Origin of the sequence: Coprococcus sp. HCN-4056 (assembly GCF_037892645.1) — a bacterium.
Lineage (GTDB): Bacteria > Bacillota > Clostridia > Lachnospirales > Lachnospiraceae > Coprococcus > Coprococcus ammoniilyticus.
On sequence record NZ_JBBKBL010000004.1, the window covers coordinates 199,946 to 225,062 of the forward strand.

Genomic DNA, 25,117 nt, shown 5'->3' on the forward strand with positions numbered 1-25,117 from the left:
TAAGAAAATTCTTTGCTTTTGTCGACATATTTTTCCACCTTTGATTTTATTTTTATATTCTGTATCTTAACAGGTTCGGGTATAACGCAAAATTTCCTGAGACTTATTTGGTCTCAGGAACATTTTTGTACTGTATAACATAATCGTCACTGTTCTGTGGATAGTACACAGTCTGTCCCGGCTTCGAATATACCATACCAAGCTCAGTTGTTGCAATCTTATATATTTCATCCAGATCTGTCATGCTGTCAAGTCCTGAACTGTATTCTGCATTTACATTTAACTGTTCATTCAACTGGCTCTGCAGTGTACTAACTTCATTTTTTCCTTCTTTTACATCTGCCATTAATTTCAGCATTACAAAGCACAAGCCTACTGCACATATTACAGCAAATGATAAGAATAATCCATGTCTTAATTCATCGACCCATCTTCTGTCTCTCTGTCTGACAGCCGGCACCTGTTTGGTTCTTACCTGTTTCTTTCTCTGTGGCATCTGCTTTCTTGCAGGTGTTGCTGTCTGTTTCTCCTGTCTTCTTCTGGCAGGGCGTTCTGCCGGCATCTCTGTTCTTCTTGCCGGTTCATATTCTCTTCTGACCGGTTCTGCTGAATAATCCAGCTTCCGGACTGTACTTCCATCTATGTAGTAGTGATTCCGTCTTTCTGACATTTTAAAACACCCCTTTTATATATTCATACCTTTTTCAAATACCCGGAGTTTTGCGCTCTTGGATCTTGAATTTGCTTCCATTTCTTCTTCTGTTGGAAGAATTGGTTTTCTTGTTATCACTTTTCCTTTTGATTTTCTTCCGCATGTGCACACCGGAAAATTCGGTGGGCAGATACACGGATTTTCATTTTTACGAAATGCATTTTTTACGATTCTGTCTTCTAACGAATGGAATGTGATGATACATAATCTTCCGCCTGGTTTCAAACAGTCAATCATTCCATCAATGGAATTCGTTAGTACTTCAAGCTCATGATTTAATTCAATACGAATTGCCTGAAATGTCTGCTTGGATGGATGTCCCTGTGCATTTCGTACTTTTGCAGGAATTGATCCACGGATGATATCGTTTAATTCTTCTGTTGTTTCAATCTCTTTTTTCTCACGATACTTCACAATATGGTATGCAATACTTTTTGCAAATCGTTCTTCGCCATATTCTTTGAGTATATGAAAGAGTTCCTGCTCGGTATATCCATTTACGATATCCTTTGCAGTCTTTGTCTGGCGGTCGTCCATCCGCATATCAAGGGGCGCATCAACCCGATATGTGAATCCTCTATCCGCATTGTCGAGTTGATATGAAGATACGCCAAGATCCAGCAATATCCCGTCCACTTGAAGTATATTTAGCTCGTCTAGTATGCTTTTAAAATTCTGATAGTTATCTCTTACGACTGTAATGCGGTCACCGTACTCCGCCAGTCGTTCTTTTGCTGTTATAATCGCCTCACCATCCTGATCAATACCGATCAGATGTCCATCCGGTCCAAGTCTTTTGGCTATCTCTTTCGAATGTCCGGCTCCTCCAAGAGTTCCATCCATATAAACACCATCCGGTCTGATATTCAGATTTTCAATGGTTTCATCCAGTAAAACCGATGTATGTTTAAATTCCATAACTACCACTTCTGTCCTTATATTCTGAAATCCAGTTCATCCAGCTTGTCTGCAATCTCATCCATGTTCAGGGATTCTTCATTATTGATCTCGTCCCATGCTTCCTTATTCCAGATTTCTGCTTTCTCTCCGTTACCTATGATGACAACATCTTTTTCGATGTTGGCAAATGTACGAAGTGTCTGTGGAATGATCACTCGTCCTTGTGCATCTGTTTCGCACTTTACTGCTCCTGAGTTGAAGAAACGCTTGAACTGTCTTGCACTCTTATTCGTCATCGGAAGCTGGTTCAACTTGTCCGCAAACTGCTGCCATTCATCATTTGGATAAACGTACAGACAATTGTCCAGACCTTTTGTGATCATGAAGGTGCAGCCGAGTTCCTCTCTAAGCTTGGATGGCATGATAAGTCGCCCTTTGGTATCTAATCTGTGTTCATATTCACCTGTTAAACACTTGGACACTTATTCCACCTTCTTTCGACTCATTTCCTCCACTTTGTGGCACTAATCCACCACTTCACTCCACTTATAGGGTAATTCTATACTACTTAACTAAAAAAAGCAACCACAAATATGAAAAATTCACATTTGTAGCTGCCTTAATTTTTCATGTAATGTCTGGAACTTCAAGATGGTATGGCACTGTATATAAACACACGACCTGCTGCGTTTCTATTCGACTCGCACGCCGATTTGTCAGCAGTCGCCCTAACTCACCCTTATGGGTTCAAACAAGGGCTTGGTGCTGACAGCTAGTGCAAGTCTCATAAACGAAACTACACAAACGTCGATGTTGTTTATATACAGCGCCATACCATTCTGAAATTCCAGACTTTTTAAAAAAACAAGCAACGTACCCCTTAATTTTATCTTTACCATATAAAAAGGACATCCACACCATTGTGGATGTCCCATTTGTATGTTTGTATGTGTTTTTACACCTGAGTGTACGTTCCGGTGGAGGATGATCCCATTTTTAGAAACACGCAACTTTGTACATATTCTTTCTGCTGATCACACCGATGTCTTCCAGTGTGTTCACCATCCTGTATACCGTTGCGATTCCTATACTGTCATCTCTCTTGACAGCCTTGTAATATATTTCCTTACAAGAAGAACAGTCTTCATCCAGAATAATATCTAACAGAATGCATCTCTGTTTTGTAATGCGAAATCCCTGTTTTCTAAGCTTCTCGATCACTGCATCCTTCCGGTTTGGTTCTCCCTGATATCTTACATAACCAAACACATTGTCATTACGGATTTCCTGAACAATCATTTTATTCCTCCATTTTTATATCAATAAATATAACTACTACGTTCTTATGTTGGTTAGTATATTCTAACATTCGTTAGTTGTCAATAATTATTTATATATTTTGTGAACAAATAACTGTTTTTTTCAAATCCCGGTGACTACTGTTCAATATCCATGGCTTCTGCAGCTTCTGTCTGATCCACATCCTGATCTTCCTGTGGTTCTTTACAGTATGCAAATGTAATCACAGCCTTAAACAGATCTCCATCGATCACGATGTTAAAATCCGCATGTTGAAGCTGACACAGGCTTCTTGTAATGGATAAACCGAGTCCGCTTCCCTCTGTATTTCTGGAACTGTCACCTCTTACAAAGCGTTCCATCAGTTCATCACTTGAAATATTCAGGGGTGCTTCTGATATGTTCTTGAACTCTATGCATACCTTTGCAGGCTCTTTGATACTCTTTTTAAGATCACGGATCACCGATCCATCTTCATCGGTTATATAAGTATTTACATATAACCGAGTCCCCGGCATTGTATATTTGAATGCATTATTTAACAGATTATCAAATACTCTCCAGAGGTGTCTGCCATCTGCTTCGATCCCTGCACGATCCTTTGCGAGATTCGTTACCAGCGTGATATTCTTCTGCATCAATTTGTCAATATATTCACCGGATGCCTGTTCTGCGATCATATTCGCATCCATGTTTACAAGCTCTACCTTTACATTTCCGGTCGATGCCTTAGAAGCATCCACAAGATCCACGATCAGTTTTTTTAACCTTGCTGACTGCCTTGCTATTACTTCTATATAAGAAGCCTCAGGTTCTTTTTCAATATCCTCCTTCTGAAGCAGATCGACATAGTTAATAATAGAAGTAAGCGGTGTCTTGATATCATGCGATACATTCGTGATAAGCTCCGTCTTCATCCGTTCACTTTTCATCCGGTCATCTACCGCAAGCTGGACACCTTCATTGATATGATTCAGATTCTCGCCATGTTCTTTGAACTTTCCAAACATGAATCTTGTATTTACCTTATGACCATACTCGCCCTTTGCAAGCTTGTCACCACCCTGGAAAAGCTCCTGCATCATACAGACAAATGCCATATAGGCAATTGCACAGATGATCTTCAACAGCATTAATACAATAAATCCAGCTTCATTTATATATACAGCATTAAAAACAAGCAATGCTACTATAATTTCAACGATCGTAATTACGATATACAAAAGGAACGCTTTTATTATAAATGGAACCTTGCTGAATACATACCGGAAAAATGCGGTTATCTTTCCCGATTTTCCAAATAGTTTGCGACCCAGTCTGACAATCCATGATGTATTAAGCAGATTCGACTGTTTGACTCTTGCGATCAGATTGTTGATCAGTAAAAGTCCGACCGTACAGATACAACCCAAACCGATCAGACATACAATAGTCTCAATATCATGTCCTGTAATATTGCTATCAATAAAATAATGAAGCCGGTCTGTACCGCTGTAACTATAATAAGCATATGATAAGGAATAACTGATATTCTGTGCAAAAGCAATCAACAGACTTATCAAAACGACTATTCCAGTCAATATAATTTCAACCGGAACCTTTTCTGTTTTTCTTACAACACCGTCTTTACCGGATAATACCATACTTGTGATCATGAATATGATACACAAAACAAAATCAAGTCCAAAGAAGAGCAGGATTCTGTTCTTTCCCGAAGCAGCCTTGCTGATCGCCTGTAGGCTCTTATTCATACGTGAAGAAACGTCAGATGTGCCGTCGATATATAAATTACCGGAAGCATATATCGTAATATCGTCTCCTGCATAATTGCCAACGATTACGGTATATCCATCTTTTATGATCGGATAATACATATCATCCTCCGCATAATACTCGTACTGCTTTGTCGTTCCGTTTGCTGTGATCGCTATCTGATTTCTATTATAAGAAATCGTTACTCCCTCCGGCGTATTGTATGAACCGGAACTCTCTATTTCCTCCTCCATTGTTGTTGAATCTTCTGATGTTGCAGACTCTTCCGATATTCCTGAATTCTTGGTTTCGGCTTCCGTCTCTGCTTCCGTATCTGTGGTATTTCCCTCCAGATCACTCAGATCAATTCCATAATCATCAGACACCTCTGACCTGGAAAGAGCTGCTTCATCCGGCATACGCAGGTTAACATAATTATAATTGTTTCCTTCTTTTTCCACACCGATACTCTGTGCTTCCTTATAGGTATCATATCTCAGAATCTTTCCTGTAGGAATACCGGTCGTCGTACTGACAACTGCTTTCTCTCCTAAAACTCCATATACTAATGCTTTTTCCGGCAGATTATCTGTCTGCGCCAGCATAATGGAATTTGATTCACCCGTTTTTGAAGAATCCCAATCATCACCAACACTCACATACAGATCTGTTTTCGCATATCCATATATTTTCTCCAAATCCTCTTTATAGGTACGATCATATTTATCAAATGCATTTTCCTTTTCCGACAACAGCATCAGAAAATCACTTGCATCGACAACATTATCATGATTCATATCCTTTTTCTGCAAAGCATCGGGATCGTATTCATAGTCTCCCCATTCATCATCACTGTAACTGATATCCAGAGTATTTCTAATATACTCGGCACCACGATTCACACAGGTAGTCAACATCTCGCTCTGATAATCCGCTTCCAGTTCTGCCCGCAGCTCCGATTCCGATCTGCCCTGAAATATTCCGGCTTCATACATATCAAGCAGTACATAACCCAATATAAATCCAACGCTACAGGTGATAAAAAATAACGTATAAATCAGTAATTTAAAAGGATTGTTATTTTTTAACTTATTCATGTTTCGCATTCTCCATTCCTGTCAGACTGTATAGAGGTTTACTGATATTCCATCTTATAACCTCTGCCCCAGATCACCTTGATATATCTTGGTTCTCCGGGATTGATCTCTATCTTTTCACGCAAATGACGGATATGGACAGCTACCGAACCTTCGGCTCCGAGCGGTGTTTCTTTCCAGACTTCCTTGTAAATATCTCTCGGTGAAAATACCTGTCCCGGATGTTCCATCAGAAGTCTTAAAATATCATATTCTGTCGGTGTCAGACTGACCAGTTCGCCATCGACCGTAACCTGCTTGGAATTATCATTCAACTCAATTCCCCCGATCACGATCGCATCTTTCTTGATCTGTCCGCTTCCAAGCTGCATATATCTTCGAAGCTGCGATTTCACTCTGGCGATCACCTCTACCGGATTAAACGGCTTGGTAATGTAATCATCTGCACCCACTTCCAGTCCAAGGATCTTATCTGTATCTTCACTCTTTGCGGTCAGAAGGATAACCGGCAGATTCGTCTCCTCGCGGATCTTTAACATCGCTGTGATCCCATCCATCTCCGGCATCATGATATCCATTAACACCAAATGGATGTCATGCTCTTTGATCTGCTCTAACGCTTCTTTTCCGTTGTAAGCTTCATAAATATTATAACCGGATGTTTTCAGGTAAATCTTTAAAGCTGATACGATATCTTTCTCATCATCGCAAATTAGTATATTATACATTTCTTTTCTCCTCGTCCGAAAATATGATCGTTGTCTGTATCTTATCGGGTACGTGTGCGCACCACGCATTCCTTTTTAGGATACAGCAAACCGCTGATATTTTCCATATCTTTCTTTGACGGTATCATTGTAAGGCTTTCTACCATTAAGATACAATTTGGGATATCCTTAAGATTTATTAAGATGTGGGGACGATAGAAGTGTGGAATGATATATCTTCATTTCGCAAATCACTCTCGTTCTATCCTCGATGCAGCGGTACATAAAGTTGCAAAAGACGCAACTTAAGTACCGGCACTCGGATAGGTTTGCTACATGAAATATATCATTCCACACTTCTATCTGTATATTGGTATGGCAATATAATTATTACACATTTGTTTTTACAAATCTAAATATCATTGTTAACCATGTAAAATATTAAAAGTTATAGATGTCAATTCTTGTCTTTGTTTTTTTTAGGTGATACACTTATTAGGCTTATTTAAGATTTTTCAAATGCATAGAATGCATAAAACACATAATGCACTATTAAAGTTTTTATAAAGGAGTTTGATACATATGACAAAGAAAGAGGTTCTGGAAATCCGGCATCAGTTTGCACAGGCTACCTGTTCGATCGATAAGATCTGTGGCTGCTATGTGGATGGTGACAGACGTAAAATTGCGACAATGAAGGAAGCGTTTCTCTCTCTGCCGGAGGAGGAAGCTTTTAAATATTTTGAGATTTTTAAGAAGAACTTGTCCGGCTCGATCGGAAAGAATCTGATCACGATGCCGTTTCCCACAGATTCGGAATTTGACGGCGGTACGCAGGAATTTCTGTTAAAGCTGCGCAACAGCAAATTAGAGGATGATGAACTGATTGACCAGTTCTATGATAAGGTAATCGAGAATTATGACTATACCGGAAACTATCTGATCCTGCTGATCCATGATACATATGACGTACCCGGAAAGACCACAGACGGACTGACAATGGATGATGCCTCGGATGAGATCTACGAATACATCATGTGCTGTATCTGCCATGTTAATCTGTCAAAGGCAGGACTTAGTTATTTTGATTCGGAGAACACCTTCCACAACCGTATCCGTGACTGGATCGTGGATGTTCCTGATATCGGTTTCCTGTTCCCTGCATTTATCGACCGGACAGCCGATATCCATAATGTCCTCTACTATACGAAGAAGCCGGAGGAAATCCATGAAGAATTTATCCGCTATATTCTCGGAACGGGAATGCCTGTAACTGCCGGTAATCAGAAAGAGGCGTTCCAGACGATCATCACCGATACACTCGGAATGGACTGTGATTATGAAGTGATCCGGAATATCCATGAGAATCTAAATGAAATGATCGAGGAACAAAAGGATAGTCCGGAACCACTGACCTTATCCAGGAATTCATTAAAGAATCTTCTGGAAACCTCGGGAGTATCCGAAGAAAAACTGCAGACCTTTGATGCAAACTTTGATCGCGCCGCTGCTGCTTCCGTGAACCAGCGTCCGGTTGCCGAAGGTTCCGAGGAGACTCTTCCTGCACCGGCTCCGGGAAAAGTACAGCTCTATGCAAATAATATCGCCAGTACAAAATCATTTGAGGTAAAGACTCCGGAGGTTGTGATCAAGGTCAATCCTGACCGCGCCGATCTCGTAGAGACCCGTGAGATCGATGGACGGAAATGTATCGTAATCGAGATCACAGATGAAGTATCTGTAAACGGAATTCCTGTAAAATATTAAAAAATGCCCCACTGATCATACAAATGCCTGTAAGCAGATATCTTCCTATGATCAGTGGGGTATATTTTTTTACACCTGTATCTCCACATGACTGCCGCCCTGATGATCCTTAGTAACCAGGATCTGGCGGTCGATACGATGCTTCAGCTCTTCCACATGAGATATGATACCAACCAGATGATCGGACTCGGACAACTCAGCCAGTACATTTAATGCCTGCTCCAGAATATCAGAATCCAGAGAGCCAAAGCCTTCATCGATAAATAATGTATCAATTCTTACACCTGCCGCATTTGCAGATACAATATCGGCAAGTCCAAGTGCCATAGACAGAGATGCTACAAATGCTTCCCCGCCGGACAGTGTTTTGACATCTCTTTCTTTTCCTGTCCGATGATCCAGCACGAACAGATCAAGCCCTCTGTTTCCTGCAGTCTTCTGTCCGCGTTTCAGCTCAAACTGGTTGCATACGATCTGGCGCAGTCTGTGATTCGCACTGTCTATAATGCGGTCAAAATAGACCTCCTGTATATAGGTTTCCAGCTTATAATTACCAAGTGCAGCCTGTGAAAGATCCTGAAGCTTACTGTATCTCTTATAGATATTCAGATATGCTCCATAATCCTTCTTTAATTTGCTGTATGCTGCCTTATTCTTAGCCAATCGTTCCGCGATCGCATCATGCCTGATGGCAACACTGTTTTTCTTCCGGATCGTGCGTTCTATCTGCCCGGATATCTGTTCAAGCAGAACCGTTGATGCCGTACAGAAATGTGTATAGCATTCTCCGTAGCCGCCTGCCTGCTTTTCCAGTTCCTGTTCATCTGCAAAATCATTTTCTTGATTGCTGTCAGGAAGCTTCTGTATCACACTTTCGTCATTTACAGATGTGTTCATTTCTCCGCTGTCCGTTTCAAGTGCAGAAAGAACATCTTTCTCCAACTGCCATTCCTGTCTGTATTGCATATTCTGATCTTCTGCATCACGTTTCAGATTTGTTTCCAGTGCAGAGAGTTCCTTTGCAAGTTTATTATAAGTATCTCTTGCCTCTGTCTTCTTCCGGTTCACCTCGGCAATCTCATTTCTCACCTGTTGCAGTTGCTTCAGGATATCCGACTCATCCCCCCGGATCTCCTGTCGCATCTGTGCCGCGGCTGCCTGCTTTGCCGTGTAACTCCGGTCTGCCTCCTGATATTCCTCTGTTACCCGCACTTCCGTTTCTTCCAGTTCTTTTATCTGCAAACGAAGCTCGCCAAGCTGCCTTTTATGTTCTTGATAACTTCTGTGCTCTTTCTCAAGTGTCCGCAGTCTGGCTTCTGTTTTCTCTGTCCTTTTCTCCCAGATCACATGCAGTTTTCTGACCTCATCTATCAGAACATCAGCCTGTACCGTCTGATCCGGTATAGTAAAGGCTGCCATCTCCATAACCGCTGCTGTTGTCTGATTCCGTTTTTCTTCCAGACGACCATTCAGGCTTCCAAGCTCATTTTCTTTTCGTCTGAATGAAGCATCCGCCTGATCAAATGCAGCCCGGAGCTTCTTTACCATTTCTTCTGTTACAACAGCTCCGTCACAATGTGCCTTTTCCGGATGTGTCTTACTTCCACAGACCGGACACGGTGTTCCCTCCTGTAGGTTCGCTGCCAGTTCTCCACAGATCTGATCATTCCGATTTCTGATAGCTTCCTCGTAATTCGCATTTGCCTGATTCCGCTTCTCAAATGCACTCCGATTATCAACCACCATCTGCTGTTTCTTAATTTCCAGATGATCAATCTCCTGACATTCTTTTTCAAGCTCCTGTAACCGCTGCATACGTTCTGCAATCTGTTTCTTTTCTGTCTGAACCTTCTCAAGCTTCACCTGTGAAGTGTCACCCGGATTCACGATCTGTTCCAGCTCCTCGGTCTGCTTCTGAAGTTTCTTCTTTGTTTCAAGAATATCCTGTCTTTTCTTTCCTGCCTGATGGCATACCTGCTCCACAAGCAGCAGTTCTTTCTCCATCTCATTTAACCGCACAAAAGAATCTGCCTGTTTCTGAAGCTCCGCCTGTCTCAGCATAAGCGGTTCTGTAGACTGTGCTTCCATACTATGATTCTGTGCTTCTGCACTGACAAATTCCTGCTTCACCTGTCTGTATGCATCGAGATGTGCCACATAGCCATCATAGGTCTGACCGATGATTCTCTTATTTTTCTCGATTGCTGTATACCAGTTGTCATATTGGTTATTGGTCTGTGTATAACTCTCAATCTGATGATGCAGATCTTCCGCCTGCTTTTCTTCGATCTGATTCAGACTGTGCAGCTCTTCCAGAATATCATCAAATGCCAGATGACGGTTTTCCAGATGCTCCGGCAGATCCTGAAGTCCTGTTTTATAAAGCTCCGTTTCATCCGGCAGCTCTACTCCCTCTATTGTACGATCTACCTTTGCAACAAGCTCTGTATAGACCCCCTCTGCCTCTTTACAGTCCTGTGCGATCCTGTTCTGGATATATTCATAAATCTTCGTATCAAATATCGTCTTAAAGATATCGCTTCGGGTCTTCGTATCCGCAACTAACAGCTTCTTAAAATCTCCCTGTGCGATCATCGCAACCTGTCGGAACTGATCGGCCGTAAGTCCCAGCACCTCTCTTACCCTGCCGATCACCCCTGCTGTCCGCTTACCATCAATATCTGCCGCTTTCAGCTCTGTCTCCTGTCCATCCTCCATCCAGCGCACTTCTGCCTGCTTCATGGATTTGTATCCCGATCTCTCATACGCCGGACTTCGCCAGATCTTATATTCATGACCACCGCTTTCAAATAATAGCTCTACATAGGTAAGCTGCTTTGGATCTGCAAAATCACTTCGGAGCATTTCACCGTTTCGTCCGGTGTTATTCTTCCCGCTTCCTGCGCTGGTCTCTCCGTAAAGGGCATACATGATTCCGTCAAATATCGTTGTCTTTCCCGATCCGGTATCTCCCGATATCAGAAAAAGTCCCTGTTTCCCAAATTTTCGAAAGTCAATCTCCGTTTTTTCTATATACGTTCCAAACGCTTCCATTGTAAGTACCAGTGGCCGCATCATCTTCACCCCTGTCTCTGTTCATAATAATCCCGGATCAACTGTCTGATATAAACTGCATTTTCATCGGACAGCTCCCGTTTCATCTTTCTGTTATAGAAATCCGCAAATGCCTCATCAGGTGCAAGATTCTTCACGTCCTCAAGTGTCCGTTCCTGTTCCGGGCTGCTGCCATCTGCCATCTGGAATTCTACTGACATCAGGTTCTCATACACAGTCCGAAGTCTCGCTTGAACATCAATGATCGTTTCCTTATCCGTTAGCACAATTCTCGCATAATCTTCATTTGCTTCCCGGCTCATGGCTTCATCAAGTGTACCCGTAAAATTATACCACGCATGAAGCTGGTGCAGGGGCAGTTCACGGATTGAAAGCCTTCCTTTTTCTCCAAGCTCTACCACTGTGACAGATTTCTGATCGTCAGCTTCCGACATAGAATAGATAACCGGCGTGCCACAGTACCGGATCTCCGGCTTTCCGATCTGCTGTGGAGAATGGAGATGTCCAAGTGCCACATAGTCAAATACATCAAATACCGTACGGTCAATATTATCCAGTCCACCAATCGATATTGTCTCCGAATCCGACCGCCGGTTCACTCCACTATTTGTTACGTTCTGATGGGCGATCAGTACATTCCTTTTCCCCGGATCAACTTGCATGGCTGCAACTGCCTGCTGCATGGCTTCTGTATATGTTAAGGCTGCTGACTCTTTCTCCGGTTCTTCTGTTAAATCCGATAATGTATTTTTTACGTTTGAAGGCTTTACAAACGGCATCAGATAAAAATTCACATCTCCCCATTTATCCTGCAACGTCACCTTCATGGCTTCTCCACCATAGGTTCCTTTCATATATATATTCTGCTTTTTCATGATACTGCTGGCAAAATCCAGACGTTCTGCCGAATCATGATTGCCACTGATAATGAGGATGATCGTTCCGCTGTCTGCAAGTTCAGTCAGGAATTCATCAAATTCTGTTACTGCTTTTGCGGATGGAACTGCTTTGTCATAGATATCTCCTGCAATCATCACAGCATCCGGCTGTTCTTCTCTTACATATGCAAGAATCTGGTCAAACACATAACGCTGATCTTCCCACATCTCATATCCATTTACGATCTTGCCAATATGCAGATCCGACAAATGAAACAGCTTCATCGTTGTTATCTCCTTTCCCATACATGTTTTCCATGTTCCCCGGACGAAAGTTTCTATCCTTAGTAACTTATTACGCAAATCGCTCTCGCTCTGTTTTCATGCAGCGGTTCTAAGCTCCCACTTCGTGGATCGCTAAGTACCGGCATTCAAACAGGTTTGTTCCATAAGTTCTAAGGATAGAAACTTTCTGTCTCTGAAATGAATACCTGTTTTTCAAGTATATTCAGTTTATCATTATGAATTAACGAGGTCAACTTTCTTCGAACTTTCGAAATCGCTTCACACATGCGCATTCCGGACTATCGTCCTTCATGCTTATGTGTGTTTATCCGTCAAATAAATAAGCAGCGTTGTCTGTACACAGACACGCTGCTTATTTGCTTGACGGATTTATTTTTACATCTTGAACATTTTCTTTTTCTTGAGGATTAGCGCTATGATAATACAGATCAGAACGATGATACCACATACAATATAGAAGCCGTATGGAGTCTTTGCAAGAGGCATCCACTTACCTGATACGTTCATTCCATAGATACCGGATATGATCGTCGGGATCGCCATTACGATGGTGATAGCCGCTAAAAACTTCATGATATTGTTCAGGCGGTTATTAATAATCGTCGTCATCAATTCTCTTGTACCGCTTATGATATCTCGATAGATTCCGGTCATCTCGATAGCCTGTTTGTTCTCGACCATAACATCATCCAGAAGCTCCTGATCCTCCGGGTACTGCTTGATGCTGCTGTATCTTGCAAGCTTATCTAACACAACTCCGTTTGCACGAAGTGAAGTTGCAAAGTATACAAGGTTGGATTCCAGTTCGTGAAGATCAATCAGATCCGCATCCTCTGTCTCATCCTGGATTCGCTGTTCGATCAGGTTTCTTCTACGATCCATAACTCGCAGATAATACTGATAAGTCATGCAGTTTCTATATAAGATCTGGTACATGAAACGCATCCGTTTCTTTGTACTGAATTCCTTTACCTTTGACTCAATAAATGCATCCAGAACAGGTGTATCCTCCGCGCATACCGTGATCAGAATGTCCTTTACGAGGATAATACCCAGAGGAATAGTTGTATATGCTTCGCGTTCATTTCTCATCTCAATCGACGGAATATCGACAAGGATCAGTGTATAACCATCTTCGACCTCCACACGGGAGCTCTCCTCATCATCCAATGCGGCTCTGACATCTGCCAGATCAATCTCGAAATCTTCTGCAATCAGTTTGGTCTCATCTACTGTAGGCTTCGTCATACAAACCCACATATTGTCTTCATATTCTGTTATCTCTGACAAAACCTTATGATCTGTTCTATAGAACTTTATCATGCCAAACTACCCACTTCCATATAAGGATTTCTAACCGAATTTATATTAGCACAAAAGGCCGCCATGTTCAATCTCAAACCTTATTTTTTATATTCTGTCTGCTGCAACAAATAGAAAGCTGCTTCAAAAGAAACGGTTGTTTTTCCTTTCGGAGATGTTTATAATGATGGCATTGAGATTTTATGAAATGAGGTTTTTCTATGGATGCCTATACGAGCTTTGCACAGGTATACGACGAACTGATGGACAACATTCCTTACGATGAATGGATATCTTATATCACCAGTCTGCTTCATGAATATAATATCACTGATGGGCTGGTTGCCGAGCTTGGTTGCGGAACGGGAACGATCACGGAAGGACTTGCAGCCGCAGGCTATGATATGATCGGAATTGATGTATCTCCTGATATGTTAGAGATTGCAAATGAAAAAAAGATTGCGAATGGTTTCTCATCCATTATGTATCTCCAGCAGGATATGAGTTCCTTTGAATTATATGGAACAGTAAATGCCATTGTATGCGTCTGTGACAGCATCAACTATCTGTCAAATACAGATCAGATCACTACCGTTTTTTCTCTTGCAAATAATTATCTGGAAGCAGGGGGTATCTTTATCTGTGATTTTAAGACCAAACACTATTTCCGGGATGTCGTTGCAGATTCAGTGATTGCTGAGGATCGGGATGATGTCAGCTTCATTTGGGATAATTATTATGATGAGGAACAAAATGTCAACGAGCTTGCACTCAGCCTGTTTCTGAAAGAGGAGGACAACCTGTACCGAAAAACACAGGAATTCCATTACCAGATCGGACTGACCTGTGAGGACATGATTCGTTGTGTAGAACAGGCAGGTATGGAGCTTCTTGCCATGTATGATGCATTTACGCACACGCCAGCAACCGATAACAGTGAACGTGTCTATGTGATAGCCGGAGAAAAACATCACGAAGGCAAATTATATATCTGATCTCCTGCCCGTAGTGATTTTAGTCATCAATTTTTTATTAAGCACTACTTTTATAAGTACAAGTATTATTTTGTTATTAATCAGCACTTTATAAATGCAGGTATTATTTTTAAAAAGGCACCTTAAAAGTGCAATATTTTACGTTATATATAGAAAGAACGAGGAATAACATATGAGTGATTATATTATCAGAGGTATGGCGGCAGATGGACAGGTTCGTTTCTTTGCCGGCACCACAAAGGAAATCGTTGAAACAGCAAGAAGTATTCACAATACCAGTCCGGTTGCTACTGCTGCCCTCGGTCGTCTGCTGACCGCAGGTGCATTGATGGGGGCTGCATGTAAGAATGACTCCGATCTGCTAACGCTCCAGATCCAGTGCAGCGGTCCGATCGGCGGACTGACAGTGACTGCTGATGCGCACTGCAATGTCAAAGGCTATGTCAACAATCCGGAGGTTATCCTGCATGCAAATGATAAGGGAAAACTGGATGTTGCTAAAGCTCTTGATATGGGCGTGCTCTCCGTGATCAAGGATATCGGTTTAAAAGAGCCTTATATCGGTCAGACCCAGCTTGTTTCAGGTGAGATTGCAGAAGACCTGACGTATTATTTTGCAACCTCAGAACAGATTCCAACTTCTGTAGCTTTAGGTGTTCTGATGGAGAAGAACAACACAGTAAAACAAGCCGGGGGCTTTATCATTCAGCTTATGCCATTTGCATCCGAGGAACTGATCTCTGATCTGGAAAAACGTCTGGGTGAATTCACATCCATTACCGCTCTCCTCGACCAGGGTATGGAACCGCTTGATATCGTGAAGCAGATCTTTGAAGGCTATAATGTAGAAGTTACCGATACCATTCCTACGAAGTGGCACTGCAACTGCAGCAAGGAACGTTTCTCGCAGGCTGTTATCAGTCTTGGCAAAAAGGAGATCGCAAATCTGCTCGCAGACAATAAGCCGATCGAGGTAAACTGCCAGTTCTGCAACTCGTCTTACACCTTCTCACCGGAAGAACTGGAAAATATGTTACTTGGCAAATAAAACAGAAAACGCTGATCTGTTCCTATGTGAATACTACCAAAAAGTTTATTGGCAATGTGAACAGATCAGCGTTTTCTATATTCTTTGAATTGTCTCTATTATTTATCACTTCTTATTATGGTAACGAGTGATGTCAGCAGCAAGAACATCGGATAAAAAAGCTTCGGCATGATCTGAAAAGCAGAAATGGAATCACCCAGTTCTCCTACCGCGGCAATTGCAACTAACATCTGCGCACCATATGGGATTATTCCTTGAAAGATACAGGAAAAGGTATCAAGCAAAGAGGCAGTCTTCTTCGGAGAGATTCCATATTCCTGTGCCATTTCTCCAGCAATCGGATTTGCCATAACGATCGCTACCGTATTGTTTGCAGTTGCAATATCCATTGTTCCGACTAACAACCCCATTCCGAGCTGTCCGCCTTTCTTTCCGCGAAAGATCCTGTGTATCCAACTGAGAAGTGCATCGAAACCGCCATATTCCCGGATCAGTGCACATAACGCCGCTACTAATATTGCTACCATACAGGTTTCAAACATTCCGGAAACACCGGAGCCCATATTTGTCAGAAGATCAACAGGTGCAGTATGTCCCCATATCAGCATAATAAATGCTCCGGATACAATTCCCGTAAGTAATACGATAAATACATTCAGCCCTATAATTCCACCGATCAACACCAGAACATACGGTATGATCTGCACCAGATTATAAGTCTGGCTGACCTGACCCTGTATGTCGGTCTGAAATGAAAGTACAAGAATTAATATCAGCGTTATAACCGCTGCCGGAAACGCGATCCAGAAATTCTCCCGAAATTTGTCTTTCATCTCACATCCCTGTCCATTACATGCCGCAATCGTCGTATCTGAGATAAAAGAAAGATTATCCCCAAACATTGCTCCACCCATAACCGATGCAACACAAAATGCCATATCAAAGCCAGATGCCCTCGACACTGCAACAGCAATCGGCGTTAACAATGTGATCGTTCCAACCGAAGTTCCCATAGCAACTGATACAAAGCAGGCAACAACAAACAAAACCGCTACTGAAAATCTTGCCGGAATCAGTGTCAGCATAAAATATGCTACACTCTCTGCGCTGCTTCTTCCGACTACCCCGACAAACGAACCCGCTGCCAGGAAAATCAACAGCATCGTTATAATATTCTTATCCCCAACTCCCTGTGCCATAATCTCAAGCTTCTTATCAAATACCAATTCCCGGTTCTGGATACATGCGACCAGGATAGCTGCAAGAAATGCCACGATGATAGGCACATTATAAAAGCCCATCGGAATTTTCATCACATATTCAAATATAATCCCAAGTCCCAGATACAATACCAGAAATACACCGATCGGCAACAGTGCGATCGCTCTGCCCTTTTTCTCATTCATTTTAATACCTCTCCAAATCACTTATTTAGCAGGAACCGTTCCCGCCTGTCATACTTTCTAATAATAACATATTTTTGTACAGTTCGGCGCATTTTACCGAATATTTTGGTGTAATTTTCGGCTATCATTTCCATTGAAATGCTTTTTTTCGTATGCTAGAATGGTAAACGTTGTATTGTAAGTAATTTTAATATCATAAAGAAAGAGTGAAAAAAATGAAGATTACCAGAGATGATATCAGAAATGTTGCGATTATTGCCCATGTTGACCATGGTAAAACAACATTGGTGGATGAACTTTTGAAACAGAGTGGTGTATTCCGTGATAATCAGGAAGTTACCGAGCGTGTCATGGACTCAAATGATATTGAACGTGAACGTGGTATCACGATTCTTTCCAAGAACACTGCCGTCCGTTATGGTAAGACAAAGATCAACATTATCGACACTCCGGGACATGCTGATTTCGGCGGTGAAGTAGAACGTGTCCTGAAGATGGTAAATGGTGTTATTCTTGTTGTTGATGCTTTCGAAGGTGCCATGCCACAGACCAAATTCGTTCTGAAGAAAGCATTGGAGCTGAACCTCAGTGTTATTGTATGTGTAAATAAATGTGACCGTCCTGAAGCTCGTCCTAAAGAGGTTGTAGATGAAGTTCTTGAGCTTCTGATCGAATTGGATGCAAATGACGATCAGCTTGACTGCCCATTTGTATTTGCATCAGCAAAGACAGGTGTTGCTTCTCTTGATCCAGATGAACCGGGTACAGATATGAAGCCACTATTTGATACCATCGTTGATTATATTCCTGCTCCTACCGGTGATCCGGATGCAGGTACACAGGTTCTGATCAGCACGATCGACTACAATGAATATGTAGGCCGTATCGGTGTTGGCAAGGTTGACAACGGTAAGGTCGTTGTAAATGAGCCTGTTGTTATTGTAAATGAACACGACCCTGACAGAATGTTAAAGGTTAAAATCGGTAAGCTCTATGTTTACGAGGGTCTGAATAAAGTAGAAGTAAATGAAGCAGACATCGGATCGATCGTAGCCATCTCCGGTATTGCAGATGTTAATATCGGTGATACGATCTGTTCTCCTGAAAATCCGGAACCAATCCCATTCCAGAAAATTTCAGAGCCAACTATTTCCATGACATTCATGGTAAATGATTCTCCTTTCGCCGGTAAGGAAGGAAAGTTTGTAACCTCCAGACATTTACGTGACAGATTGTTCCGTGAATTAAATACAGATGTCAGTCTCCGTGTAGAAGAAACAGAGACAACAGAAGCTTTCAAGGTATCCGGTCGTGGCGAACTTCACTTATCCGTCCTGATCGAGAACATGAGACGTGAAGGATATGAATTTGCAGTCAGCAAAGCCGAAGTTATCTATAAGACAGACGAACGCGGTAAGAAGCTTGAACCATTTGAGATTGCATATATCGATGTTCCGGATGAATTTACCGGAACAGTTATTAATATGTTAAATTCCAGAAAGGGTGAACTTCAGGGTATGGCTCCTACCGGAAACGGTACAACCAGACTGGAGTTCCTTGTACCTTCCCGTGGACTGATCGGTTTCCGTGGTGACTTCATGACCGCTACAAAGGGAAATGGTGTTATCAATACGATCTTTGATGAATATCTCCCATATAAGGGTGATATGAACTATCGTTCACAGGGTTCTCTGATTGCATACGAGACCGGTACTTCTATCACTTATGGTCTGTTCAATGCACAGGAAAGAGGTACACTGTTCATCGGACCAGGTGAACCTGTATATGCCGGAATGGTTATCGGTGAAAATGGACGTACCGATGATATCGAAGTAAATGTCTGCAAGAAGAAACAGTTGACCAACACCCGTTCTTCCGGTGCTGATGATGCATTAAAGCTGACACCTCCTAAGGTACTCAGTCTGGAGCAGGCACTTGACTTCATCGATACAGATGAGCTTCTTGAGATCACTCCTAAGAGCTTCCGTATCCGTAAGAAGATCCTTGATCCTACACTTCGTTTCCGTGCTAAGAGAGATGCCGGAAATAAATAAGCATTTATGTTATAATAATAAATATTACAGTAAGACCGCAGGCAGTCTGATCGCTACCTGCGGTCTTTTATTTGTAGGATAACAAGAAAAGCCCTGTATTTTCATACAGAGCTTTTCTTATCAGATTTATTAATCCTCCCATGGGCGGATTCTGTATTTTGCACCGATCGAATCACAGATTCTCCGGCATTCTTCCTCTTCCTCTTTTGTAATCGTGGTATCTACAGTCGTCATAACTACATTTGGTACATACTTTGTAGAACTTCTTGCAAAGTCAAGCATCGCATCAAAGGATTTATCTCCAAACTTACTTCTGACCAGTTCATGATACCGATCTGCATTCGGCGTATTCAAGCTGATCGATACCGTATCGATCAGGCCTTCCATCTCCGGTGTGATATCTCTGCCATTTACAAGATTTCCCAGTCCATTCGTATTCAAACGCATCGGCATATGATAAGTCTCCTTTACAAATGCCGCAACCTTCTTCAACACCTCAAAGGCTTCCGTCGGTTCTCCGAATCCACAGAACACAACCTCATTAAACCGGCTCATATCGAATTTTGCAAATTCAGCAATCACTTCTTCTGCTGATGGTTCCCTCTCTAACCACAGACTCTTTGATTCACCAACATGATCCATGTTCTGTCTGAGACAGAATGTACATGCACATGGGCATTTATTTGTCAGATTTACATACAGATTATTATGAACTTTATATAATATCTCCATACTATTCGCCTCCTGTTATCTGGCAAGCTTGTACAGACATTCCTCAAAACACACTCCATCGGTCAATGGAAGCTCCATCTCAACGGAACGTTTGATACATTCTTTAATAAATACACTTGCCTTCTTAACTGATTCTGTAAAATCTACATTATTTACGGCATCCGCCGCAAGAATCGCCGAAAAGACATCTCCGGTACCGGAGCGCGACTCTCCGATCTTCTTTGTCTTCACAACGGTTACTTTTTCATTTTCATAGCAGAAGTTAGCAAGGAAGCTTCCCCGCCTGATTCCTGTTATCACAACTTTTGCCTGTCTGCTCTCTGACTGTGCTACCAGCTTCTCCGCCATAGCTTTCAGTTCATCCATATGCCAGTCATCCTTATATGGTGTATCCGTCAGAACACATGCCTCTGTGGTATTTGGAGTAAGGATATCAGCAAACCGCACCAGCTTTTTCATCTGCTGGCACAGTTCGTCTGTATAGGTCGGATATGGTTTGCCATAGTCACCCATTACCGGATCCACGATCACCTTTGTCTCCGGTCTTTTAAAATCCGTAAGGAACCGTTCCACTATACTGATCTGTTCACTGGAACCCAGGAATCCGGTACAGACACCGGAAAACTGCAGATCCAGCTTCTTCCATTCATCGATATACCTCTGCATATGATCTGTAAAATCTTCATAATAGAAGCTGTCAAACCCCGTATGATTGGAAAAAATCGACGTCGGAACCGGACAGCACTGAACCTTCATTACAGAAATAATCGGCATTGCTACTGCTATGGAACAGCGTCCAAATCCTGAGTAATCATTTATAACTGCTATCTTTTTCTGGTTATTATGCGAACCCTGCATATCTTATGCACCTTTCTAACATAAAATCTTGGGTGTATATCAAAATAATCTTCTATCCGGTCATCTTATACATAAATACCTGATTTCCTCTGTTACTGTCTTACCTTGATATGAACCTCACGGAGCTGCTGCTCTGTAACCTCACCAGGAGCGCCACACATCAGATCCTGTGCATTTCCGTTCATAGGGAACGGAATGATCTCACGAATATTTTCTTCATTACGAAGGAGCATGATCATACGATCAACACCAGGAGCCATACCTGCATGTGGTGGTGCGCCAAACTGGAATGCATTGTAAAGTGCTCCAAACTTTGTCTTCAGATCTTCTTCTGTGTATCCTGCGATCTCAAATGCTTTTACCATAATCTGCATGTCGTGATTTCTGACAGCACCGGATGAAAGCTCGATACCATTGCATACGATATCATACTGGTATGCGAGAACATCTAACGGATTCTTCTCATTTAGAGCTTCCAGACCACCCTGTGGCATGGAGAACGGATTATGTGTAAAGATGATCTTCTTTGTTTCCTTATCGTACTCGTACATAGGGAAATCGTTAATATAGCAGAATCTGTATGCATTCTTCTCGATCATATCAAGTCTTGCACCGATCTCATTACGAAGCTGTCCAGCAAAGGAAGCTGCCAGTTCTTCTACATCGGCAATGAAGAAGATAGTATCTCCTGCTTTCAGATTTGCAAGCTCTGCGATCTCGCTCTTCATATCATCCGGAATGAACTTATCGATTGGTCCCTTGTATGTCATATCGTCCAGAACTTCCAGATATCCAAGACCACCCATACCGATAGACTGAGCATACTTTAAGAGCTTCTCATGCTGTCCCTTTGACAGTTTCTTCGGTACATTGATCGCACGTACAGTCTTGCCGTGGAATGGCTTAAATGTACATCTCTGGAAGAAATCTGTCAGATCGATGATACGAAGCGGGTTACGAAGATCCGGCTTATCCGTACCGAATTCTAACATTGCCTGCTTATAGCTGATGATCGGATAAGGAGCCTGTGTTACAACAGAGCCTTCCGGTGCAAATTTCTCAAATGTTGCTGAGAGGACTTCCTCTCCTACTTTAAATACATCTTCCTGTGTTGCAAAGCTCATCTCAAAATCGAGCTGATAGAACTCACCCGGTGAACGGTCTGCTCTTGCATCCTCGTCACGGAAGCATGGTGCGATCTGGAAGTATTTGTCAAATCCTGCAACCATCAGAAGCTGCTTGTACTGCTGTGGAGCCTGTGGCAGAGCATAGAACTTGCCTTTAAATTTTCTGGATGGAACAATATAGTCTCTTGCACCTTCCGGTGATGAAGCACACAGAATCGGTGTCTGGATCTCCAAGAATCCCATCTCTGTCATCTTCTGACGAAGGAAGCTGATCACCTGTGAACGGAAGATCATATTATCCTTTACTTTTTTATTTCTAAGATCCAGATATCTGTATTTGAGTCGGACATCTTCTCTTGTCTCCTTGGATGTCATGATCTCAAACGGAACCTGCTTGTATACTCTTCCAAGCACTTCTACGGAATGTGCCTCCAGTTCGATCGTTCCTGTCGGGATCTTTGGATTGTATGTCTCCTCATCTCTGTGCTCGATCACACCTGAGATGGATACACAATCCTCTTTTGTAAGTCCATCTAATAATGAAGTGTCTCTCATAACTACCTGAAGAACACCATACATATCTCTCAGGTCGATGAAGGATACACCACCATGGTCACGGATGTTCTCGATCCATCCTGCCACCTTCAGCTCTGCGCCAACGTCGCTTTCGCTGATCTCATTTAAGGTTCTGTTACGATAAATGTTTGAAATGGTCATTGTCTGCATTATCTCCTTTGACTGATTTTTATATTTCACAGGTTGCATAAAAAAAGAACTATGCCTGCCCTGCATCCAGGACGAACATAATTCATATCCGCGGTACCACCTGATTTACTGTCTCTTATCTGACAGTCCCTTTCCTTGTTTCACGCACAATTGCGGCGCACCTACTACTGTGAGGTCCATTTCGCAGAACAACCATCTCGCATTTTCCGGTCATCTCTGCAAATGTCTTCTTCACGGGTTCAGCTTGCAGCTGTTAGAGTGTTATTCACGCTTATTCATTCTGCCGGATTCTCACCACCGCCGACTCTCTGGGAGCGATAAAAAGCGCTACTTCTCTCCGTCTTCGCCTTTTCAATGTGTCAATTATATAGCAGGGAAAATGGCTTGTCAACGGACTTTTTTTAAAAATACACCCCCATTCATAAAAAAATACTTGCCACATAAAAACAATTATGCTAGTATTGCTTTAAACCGTTGAAGGAGAGTAAGTACATGATGTGACAAACATCCCAGAGAGCTGCCGCCGGTGGAAGGCAGTATGTTTTCCATGATGGAATGGACTCCCGAGGGCAAGCTGAACGATGTGGTACGATTCCTGTATATGCATTCTGTATGTAAGCCGGAGATGATACTCCGTTAAGAACGAGATATCTGTAATGTATGTATTTGCAGACAATGAGCGGGCGTATCTGATACGTCAAGCCGGGTGGCACCGCAGGAAACAGTTTCTAATGAACAATCTCCTGTCCCAGCATTTTTATACTGGGGCAGTTTTTTTATGTCTTAACATCTATCACAAATCCATGCAAAATTCTTTGCCCACAAGGATGATGATTTTGCAAAATGCATGACATTATAAAATTCCCCGGAACATATTTATATATCCCATCAAAGATAACCGGGATAACTTAAACTATTTATACAAATGAATCAAGCATTGGAGGGTTATGATTATGAAAAAAGATGCAAACATTCCTTACAAAATCTATTTAAGTGAAAACGAGATCCCAAAAGAGTGGTATAACGTACGTGCCGATATGAAGAACAAGCCGGCACCTCTGTTAAATCCGGGAACACTTCAGCCAATGACAGCCGATGATCTTCGTCCTGTATTCTGTGACGAACTGATCGCGCAGGAGCTGGATGACACCACTCCATACATCCCGATTCCACAGGAAATTCAGGACTTCTATAAAATGTACCGTCCTGCTCCACTGGTTCGTGCATACTGTCTGGAAGAAAAACTGCAGACACCAGCTAAGATCTACTACAAATTTGAAGGAAACAACACAAGCGGCAGCCACAAATTAAACTCCGCTATCGCTCAGGCTTATTATGCTAAGCAGCAGGGTTTAAAGGGTGTTACAACCGAGACCGGTGCCGGTCAGTGGGGAACCGCCCTCTCTATGGCATGCTCCTACTTTGGTCTGGACTGTCAGGTATATATGGTTAAGGTTTCCTATGAACAGAAGCCATTCCGTCGTGAAGTTATGCGTACCTACGGTGCAACCGTAACTCCATCTCCTAGTACCACAACAGAGGTTGGCCGCAAGATCCTTGCTGAGCATCCTGGAACAACCGGAAGCCTTGGCTGTGCCATCTCAGAAGCTGTTGAAGCAGAGTCCAAGCAGGAAGGCTATCGTTATGTACTCGGAAGTGTACTGAATCAGGTATTACTTCACCAGACTGTTATCGGTCTTGAAACAAAAGCAGCACTTGACAAATATAACATCACACCGGATATCATCATCGGATGTGCCGGCGGCGGTTCAAACCTCGGTGGTCTGATCTCCCCATTTGCAGGCGAGGTTCTCCGTGGCGAGAAGAACTACCAGATCATCGCTGTAGAACCGGCATCCTGCCCAAGTCTGACAAGGGGTGTCTATGCCTATGATTTCTGTGATACCGGCAAGGTATGTCCACTGGCAAAGATGTACACCCTCGGAAGCGGATTCATTCCTTCACCAAACCATGCAGGCGGACTTCGTTATCACGGTATGAGCCCGGTTGTATCCCAGCTCTATCATGATGGCATCATTGAAGCCAGAAGCGTTGAACAGACAGCAGTATTTGAAGCAGCAACCCAATTTGCAAGAGTGGAAGGTATTCTTCCTGCTCCTGAAAGCAGCCACGCGATCCGAGTTGCTATCGACGAGGCACTGAAATGTAAAGAAACCGGAGAAGAAAAGACGATCGTCTTTGGTCTGACCGGAACCGGATACTTTGATATGGTGGCTTACGGCAAATATAACGATGGTGAGATGAGCGATTATATTCCTACCGACGAAGATTTGAAGGCAGGTTTTGACGGAATCCCTCATTTTCCCGGAAATGAGTTCTAAACTTCCCCTATAAAAAAGGAAGCTGGCAATACAT

At 42.5% G+C, this 25,117-nt stretch carries 17 protein-coding genes, 1 pseudogene and 1 other annotated feature; of the genes and pseudogenes, 5 read left to right on the forward strand and 13 right to left on the reverse strand.

All coding sequences use genetic code 11. From position 1 onward, the window contains the following. Positions 1-103 precede the first annotated feature (103 nt). From WKT03_RS07675 to WKT03_RS07700, 6 genes and pseudogenes are all read right to left on the reverse strand, one after another. The gene (locus WKT03_RS07675) at positions 104-670 is read right to left on the reverse strand and encodes a hypothetical protein (RefSeq protein WP_340391411.1); all 567 of its coding nucleotides are present in this window, start codon (positions 668-670) and stop codon (positions 104-106) included. Between the two features lie 15 nt (positions 671-685). Next, complete coding sequence (gene rsmH, locus WKT03_RS07680; RefSeq protein ID WP_117785482.1) at positions 686-1,630, reverse strand: 16S rRNA (cytosine(1402)-N(4))-methyltransferase RsmH; 945 nt, start codon at positions 1,628-1,630, stop codon at positions 686-688. Positions 1,631-1,647: 17 nt separating this feature from the next. Then, positions 1,648-2,094, reverse strand: coding sequence for a division/cell wall cluster transcriptional repressor MraZ (gene mraZ, locus WKT03_RS07685; protein ID WP_021944496.1), 447 nt, complete (start codon positions 2,092-2,094; stop codon positions 1,648-1,650). Between the two features lie 520 nt (positions 2,095-2,614). Next, positions 2,615-2,881 (reverse strand): annotated as a pseudogene (locus tag WKT03_RS07690) (transcriptional repressor); the annotation flags it as partial. A 167-nt stretch (positions 2,882-3,048) separates the two neighbouring features. Continuing rightward, positions 3,049-5,760, reverse strand: a complete 2,712-nt coding sequence (locus tag WKT03_RS07695) for a sensor histidine kinase (protein WP_340391413.1) — start codon at positions 5,758-5,760, stop codon at positions 3,049-3,051. Positions 5,761-5,798: 38 nt separating this feature from the next. Continuing rightward, positions 5,799-6,488: a response regulator transcription factor gene (locus WKT03_RS07700; RefSeq protein WP_117785483.1), complete on the reverse strand. Its 690-nt coding sequence runs from the start codon at positions 6,486-6,488 to the stop codon at positions 5,799-5,801. Between the two features lie 561 nt (positions 6,489-7,049). Here WKT03_RS07700 and WKT03_RS07705 point away from each other — a divergent pair. Beyond that, on the forward strand, positions 7,050-8,234 hold the full coding sequence (locus WKT03_RS07705) for a DUF4317 domain-containing protein (protein ID WP_117807334.1): 1,185 nt from the start codon (positions 7,050-7,052) through the stop codon (positions 8,232-8,234). A 69-nt stretch (positions 8,235-8,303) separates the two neighbouring features. On the opposite strand, the gene WKT03_RS07710 is transcribed toward WKT03_RS07705, so the two are convergent. The 3 genes from WKT03_RS07710 to WKT03_RS07720 all read right to left on the reverse strand — a co-directional run bounded on the left by WKT03_RS07710 (position 8,304) and on the right by WKT03_RS07720 (position 13,816). Further along, positions 8,304-11,312 (reverse strand): SMC family ATPase, encoded by a 3,009-nt coding sequence (locus tag WKT03_RS07710; protein WP_340391416.1) that lies wholly within the window; start codon positions 11,310-11,312, stop codon positions 8,304-8,306. Between the two features lie 2 nt (positions 11,313-11,314). Then, positions 11,315-12,493 carry an exonuclease SbcCD subunit D gene (locus WKT03_RS07715; protein WP_118674421.1) on the reverse strand — a complete coding sequence of 393 codons (1,179 nt, stop codon included), beginning with the start codon at positions 12,491-12,493 and terminating at the stop codon, positions 11,315-11,317. A 375-nt stretch (positions 12,494-12,868) separates the two neighbouring features. Next, positions 12,869-13,816, reverse strand: coding sequence for a magnesium transporter CorA family protein (locus WKT03_RS07720; protein ID WP_117807331.1), 948 nt, complete (start codon positions 13,814-13,816; stop codon positions 12,869-12,871). Between the two features lie 200 nt (positions 13,817-14,016). Here WKT03_RS07720 and WKT03_RS07725 point away from each other — a divergent pair, with 200 nt between their 5' ends. Continuing rightward, positions 14,017-14,790, forward strand: coding sequence for a class I SAM-dependent DNA methyltransferase (locus tag WKT03_RS07725; RefSeq protein ID WP_118674419.1), 774 nt, complete (start codon positions 14,017-14,019; stop codon positions 14,788-14,790). Between the two features lie 172 nt (positions 14,791-14,962). After that, on the forward strand, positions 14,963-15,838 hold the full coding sequence (hslO, locus tag WKT03_RS07730; protein ID WP_008401816.1) for an Hsp33 family molecular chaperone HslO: 876 nt from the start codon (positions 14,963-14,965) through the stop codon (positions 15,836-15,838). Between the two features lie 98 nt (positions 15,839-15,936). Here hslO and WKT03_RS07735 read toward each other — a convergent pair whose 3' ends face one another. After that, the gene (locus WKT03_RS07735; protein WP_118674417.1) at positions 15,937-17,244 is read right to left on the reverse strand and encodes a Na+/H+ antiporter NhaC family protein; all 1,308 of its coding nucleotides are present in this window, start codon (positions 17,242-17,244) and stop codon (positions 15,937-15,939) included. Positions 17,245-17,459: 215 nt separating this feature from the next. Here WKT03_RS07735 and typA point away from each other — a divergent pair, with 215 nt between their 5' ends. Further along, positions 17,460-19,298: a translational GTPase TypA gene (gene typA, locus WKT03_RS07740; RefSeq protein WP_117821949.1), complete on the forward strand. Its 1,839-nt coding sequence runs from the start codon at positions 17,460-17,462 to the stop codon at positions 19,296-19,298. 129 nt (positions 19,299-19,427) lie between these two features. Here the strand turns inward: typA and WKT03_RS07745 are convergent, their stop codons facing one another. The 3 genes from WKT03_RS07745 to aspS form a co-directional block, all read right to left on the reverse strand. Next, a complete protein-coding gene (locus tag WKT03_RS07745) occupies positions 19,428-20,030 on the reverse strand; it encodes a TIGR04100 family radical SAM protein (RefSeq protein ID WP_117821950.1) in 603 nt (200 codons plus the stop codon). A 15-nt stretch (positions 20,031-20,045) separates the two neighbouring features. Next, on the reverse strand, positions 20,046-20,888 hold the full coding sequence (locus WKT03_RS07750) for a pyridoxamine kinase (protein WP_117821951.1): 843 nt from the start codon (positions 20,886-20,888) through the stop codon (positions 20,046-20,048). 92 nt (positions 20,889-20,980) lie between these two features. After that, complete coding sequence (gene aspS, locus WKT03_RS07755) at positions 20,981-22,732, reverse strand: aspartate--tRNA ligase (protein WP_117821952.1); 1,752 nt, start codon at positions 22,730-22,732, stop codon at positions 20,981-20,983. A gap of 73 nt (positions 22,733-22,805) precedes the next feature. Continuing rightward, positions 22,806-23,094 (reverse strand) — a binding site (T-box leader). Positions 23,095-23,694: 600 nt separating this feature from the next. On the opposite strand from aspS, the gene WKT03_RS07760 reads away from it, so the two are divergent. Beyond that, positions 23,695-25,083, forward strand: a complete 1,389-nt coding sequence (locus WKT03_RS07760) for a TrpB-like pyridoxal phosphate-dependent enzyme (RefSeq protein ID WP_117821953.1) — start codon at positions 23,695-23,697, stop codon at positions 25,081-25,083. The last annotated feature ends 34 nt before the right edge of the window (positions 25,084-25,117 follow it).

Excerpts from the sequence above, each read along its gene's own strand:
- WKT03_RS07675 (WP_340391411.1), bottom strand. The coding sequence starts at position 670 with ATGTCAGAAAGACGGAATCACTACTACATAGATGGAAGTACAGTCCGG.
- rsmH (WP_117785482.1), bottom strand. The coding sequence starts at position 1,630 with ATGGAATTTAAACATACATCGGTTTTACTGGATGAAACCATTGAAAAT.
- WKT03_RS07695 (WP_340391413.1), bottom strand. The coding sequence starts at position 5,760 with ATGAATAAGTTAAAAAATAACAATCCTTTTAAATTACTGATTTATACG.
- WKT03_RS07700 (WP_117785483.1), bottom strand. The coding sequence starts at position 6,488 with ATGTATAATATACTAATTTGCGATGATGAGAAAGATATCGTATCAGCT.
- WKT03_RS07705 (WP_117807334.1), top strand. The coding sequence starts at position 7,050 with ATGACAAAGAAAGAGGTTCTGGAAATCCGGCATCAGTTTGCACAGGCT.
- WKT03_RS07710 (WP_340391416.1), bottom strand. The coding sequence starts at position 11,312 with ATGATGCGGCCACTGGTACTTACAATGGAAGCGTTTGGAACGTATATA.
- WKT03_RS07715 (WP_118674421.1), bottom strand. The coding sequence starts at position 12,493 with ATGGGAAAGGAGATAACAACGATGAAGCTGTTTCATTTGTCGGATCTG.
- WKT03_RS07720 (WP_117807331.1), bottom strand. The coding sequence starts at position 13,816 with ATGATAAAGTTCTATAGAACAGATCATAAGGTTTTGTCAGAGATAACA.
- WKT03_RS07725 (WP_118674419.1), top strand. The coding sequence starts at position 14,017 with ATGGATGCCTATACGAGCTTTGCACAGGTATACGACGAACTGATGGAC.
- hslO (WP_008401816.1), top strand. The coding sequence starts at position 14,963 with ATGAGTGATTATATTATCAGAGGTATGGCGGCAGATGGACAGGTTCGT.
- WKT03_RS07735 (WP_118674417.1), bottom strand. The coding sequence starts at position 17,244 with ATGAATGAGAAAAAGGGCAGAGCGATCGCACTGTTGCCGATCGGTGTA.
- typA (WP_117821949.1), top strand. The coding sequence starts at position 17,460 with ATGAAGATTACCAGAGATGATATCAGAAATGTTGCGATTATTGCCCAT.
- WKT03_RS07745 (WP_117821950.1), bottom strand. The coding sequence starts at position 20,030 with ATGGAGATATTATATAAAGTTCATAATAATCTGTATGTAAATCTGACA.
- WKT03_RS07750 (WP_117821951.1), bottom strand. The coding sequence starts at position 20,888 with ATGCAGGGTTCGCATAATAACCAGAAAAAGATAGCAGTTATAAATGAT.
- aspS (WP_117821952.1), bottom strand. The coding sequence starts at position 22,732 with ATGACCATTTCAAACATTTATCGTAACAGAACCTTAAATGAGATCAGC.
- WKT03_RS07760 (WP_117821953.1), top strand. The coding sequence starts at position 23,695 with ATGAAAAAAGATGCAAACATTCCTTACAAAATCTATTTAAGTGAAAAC.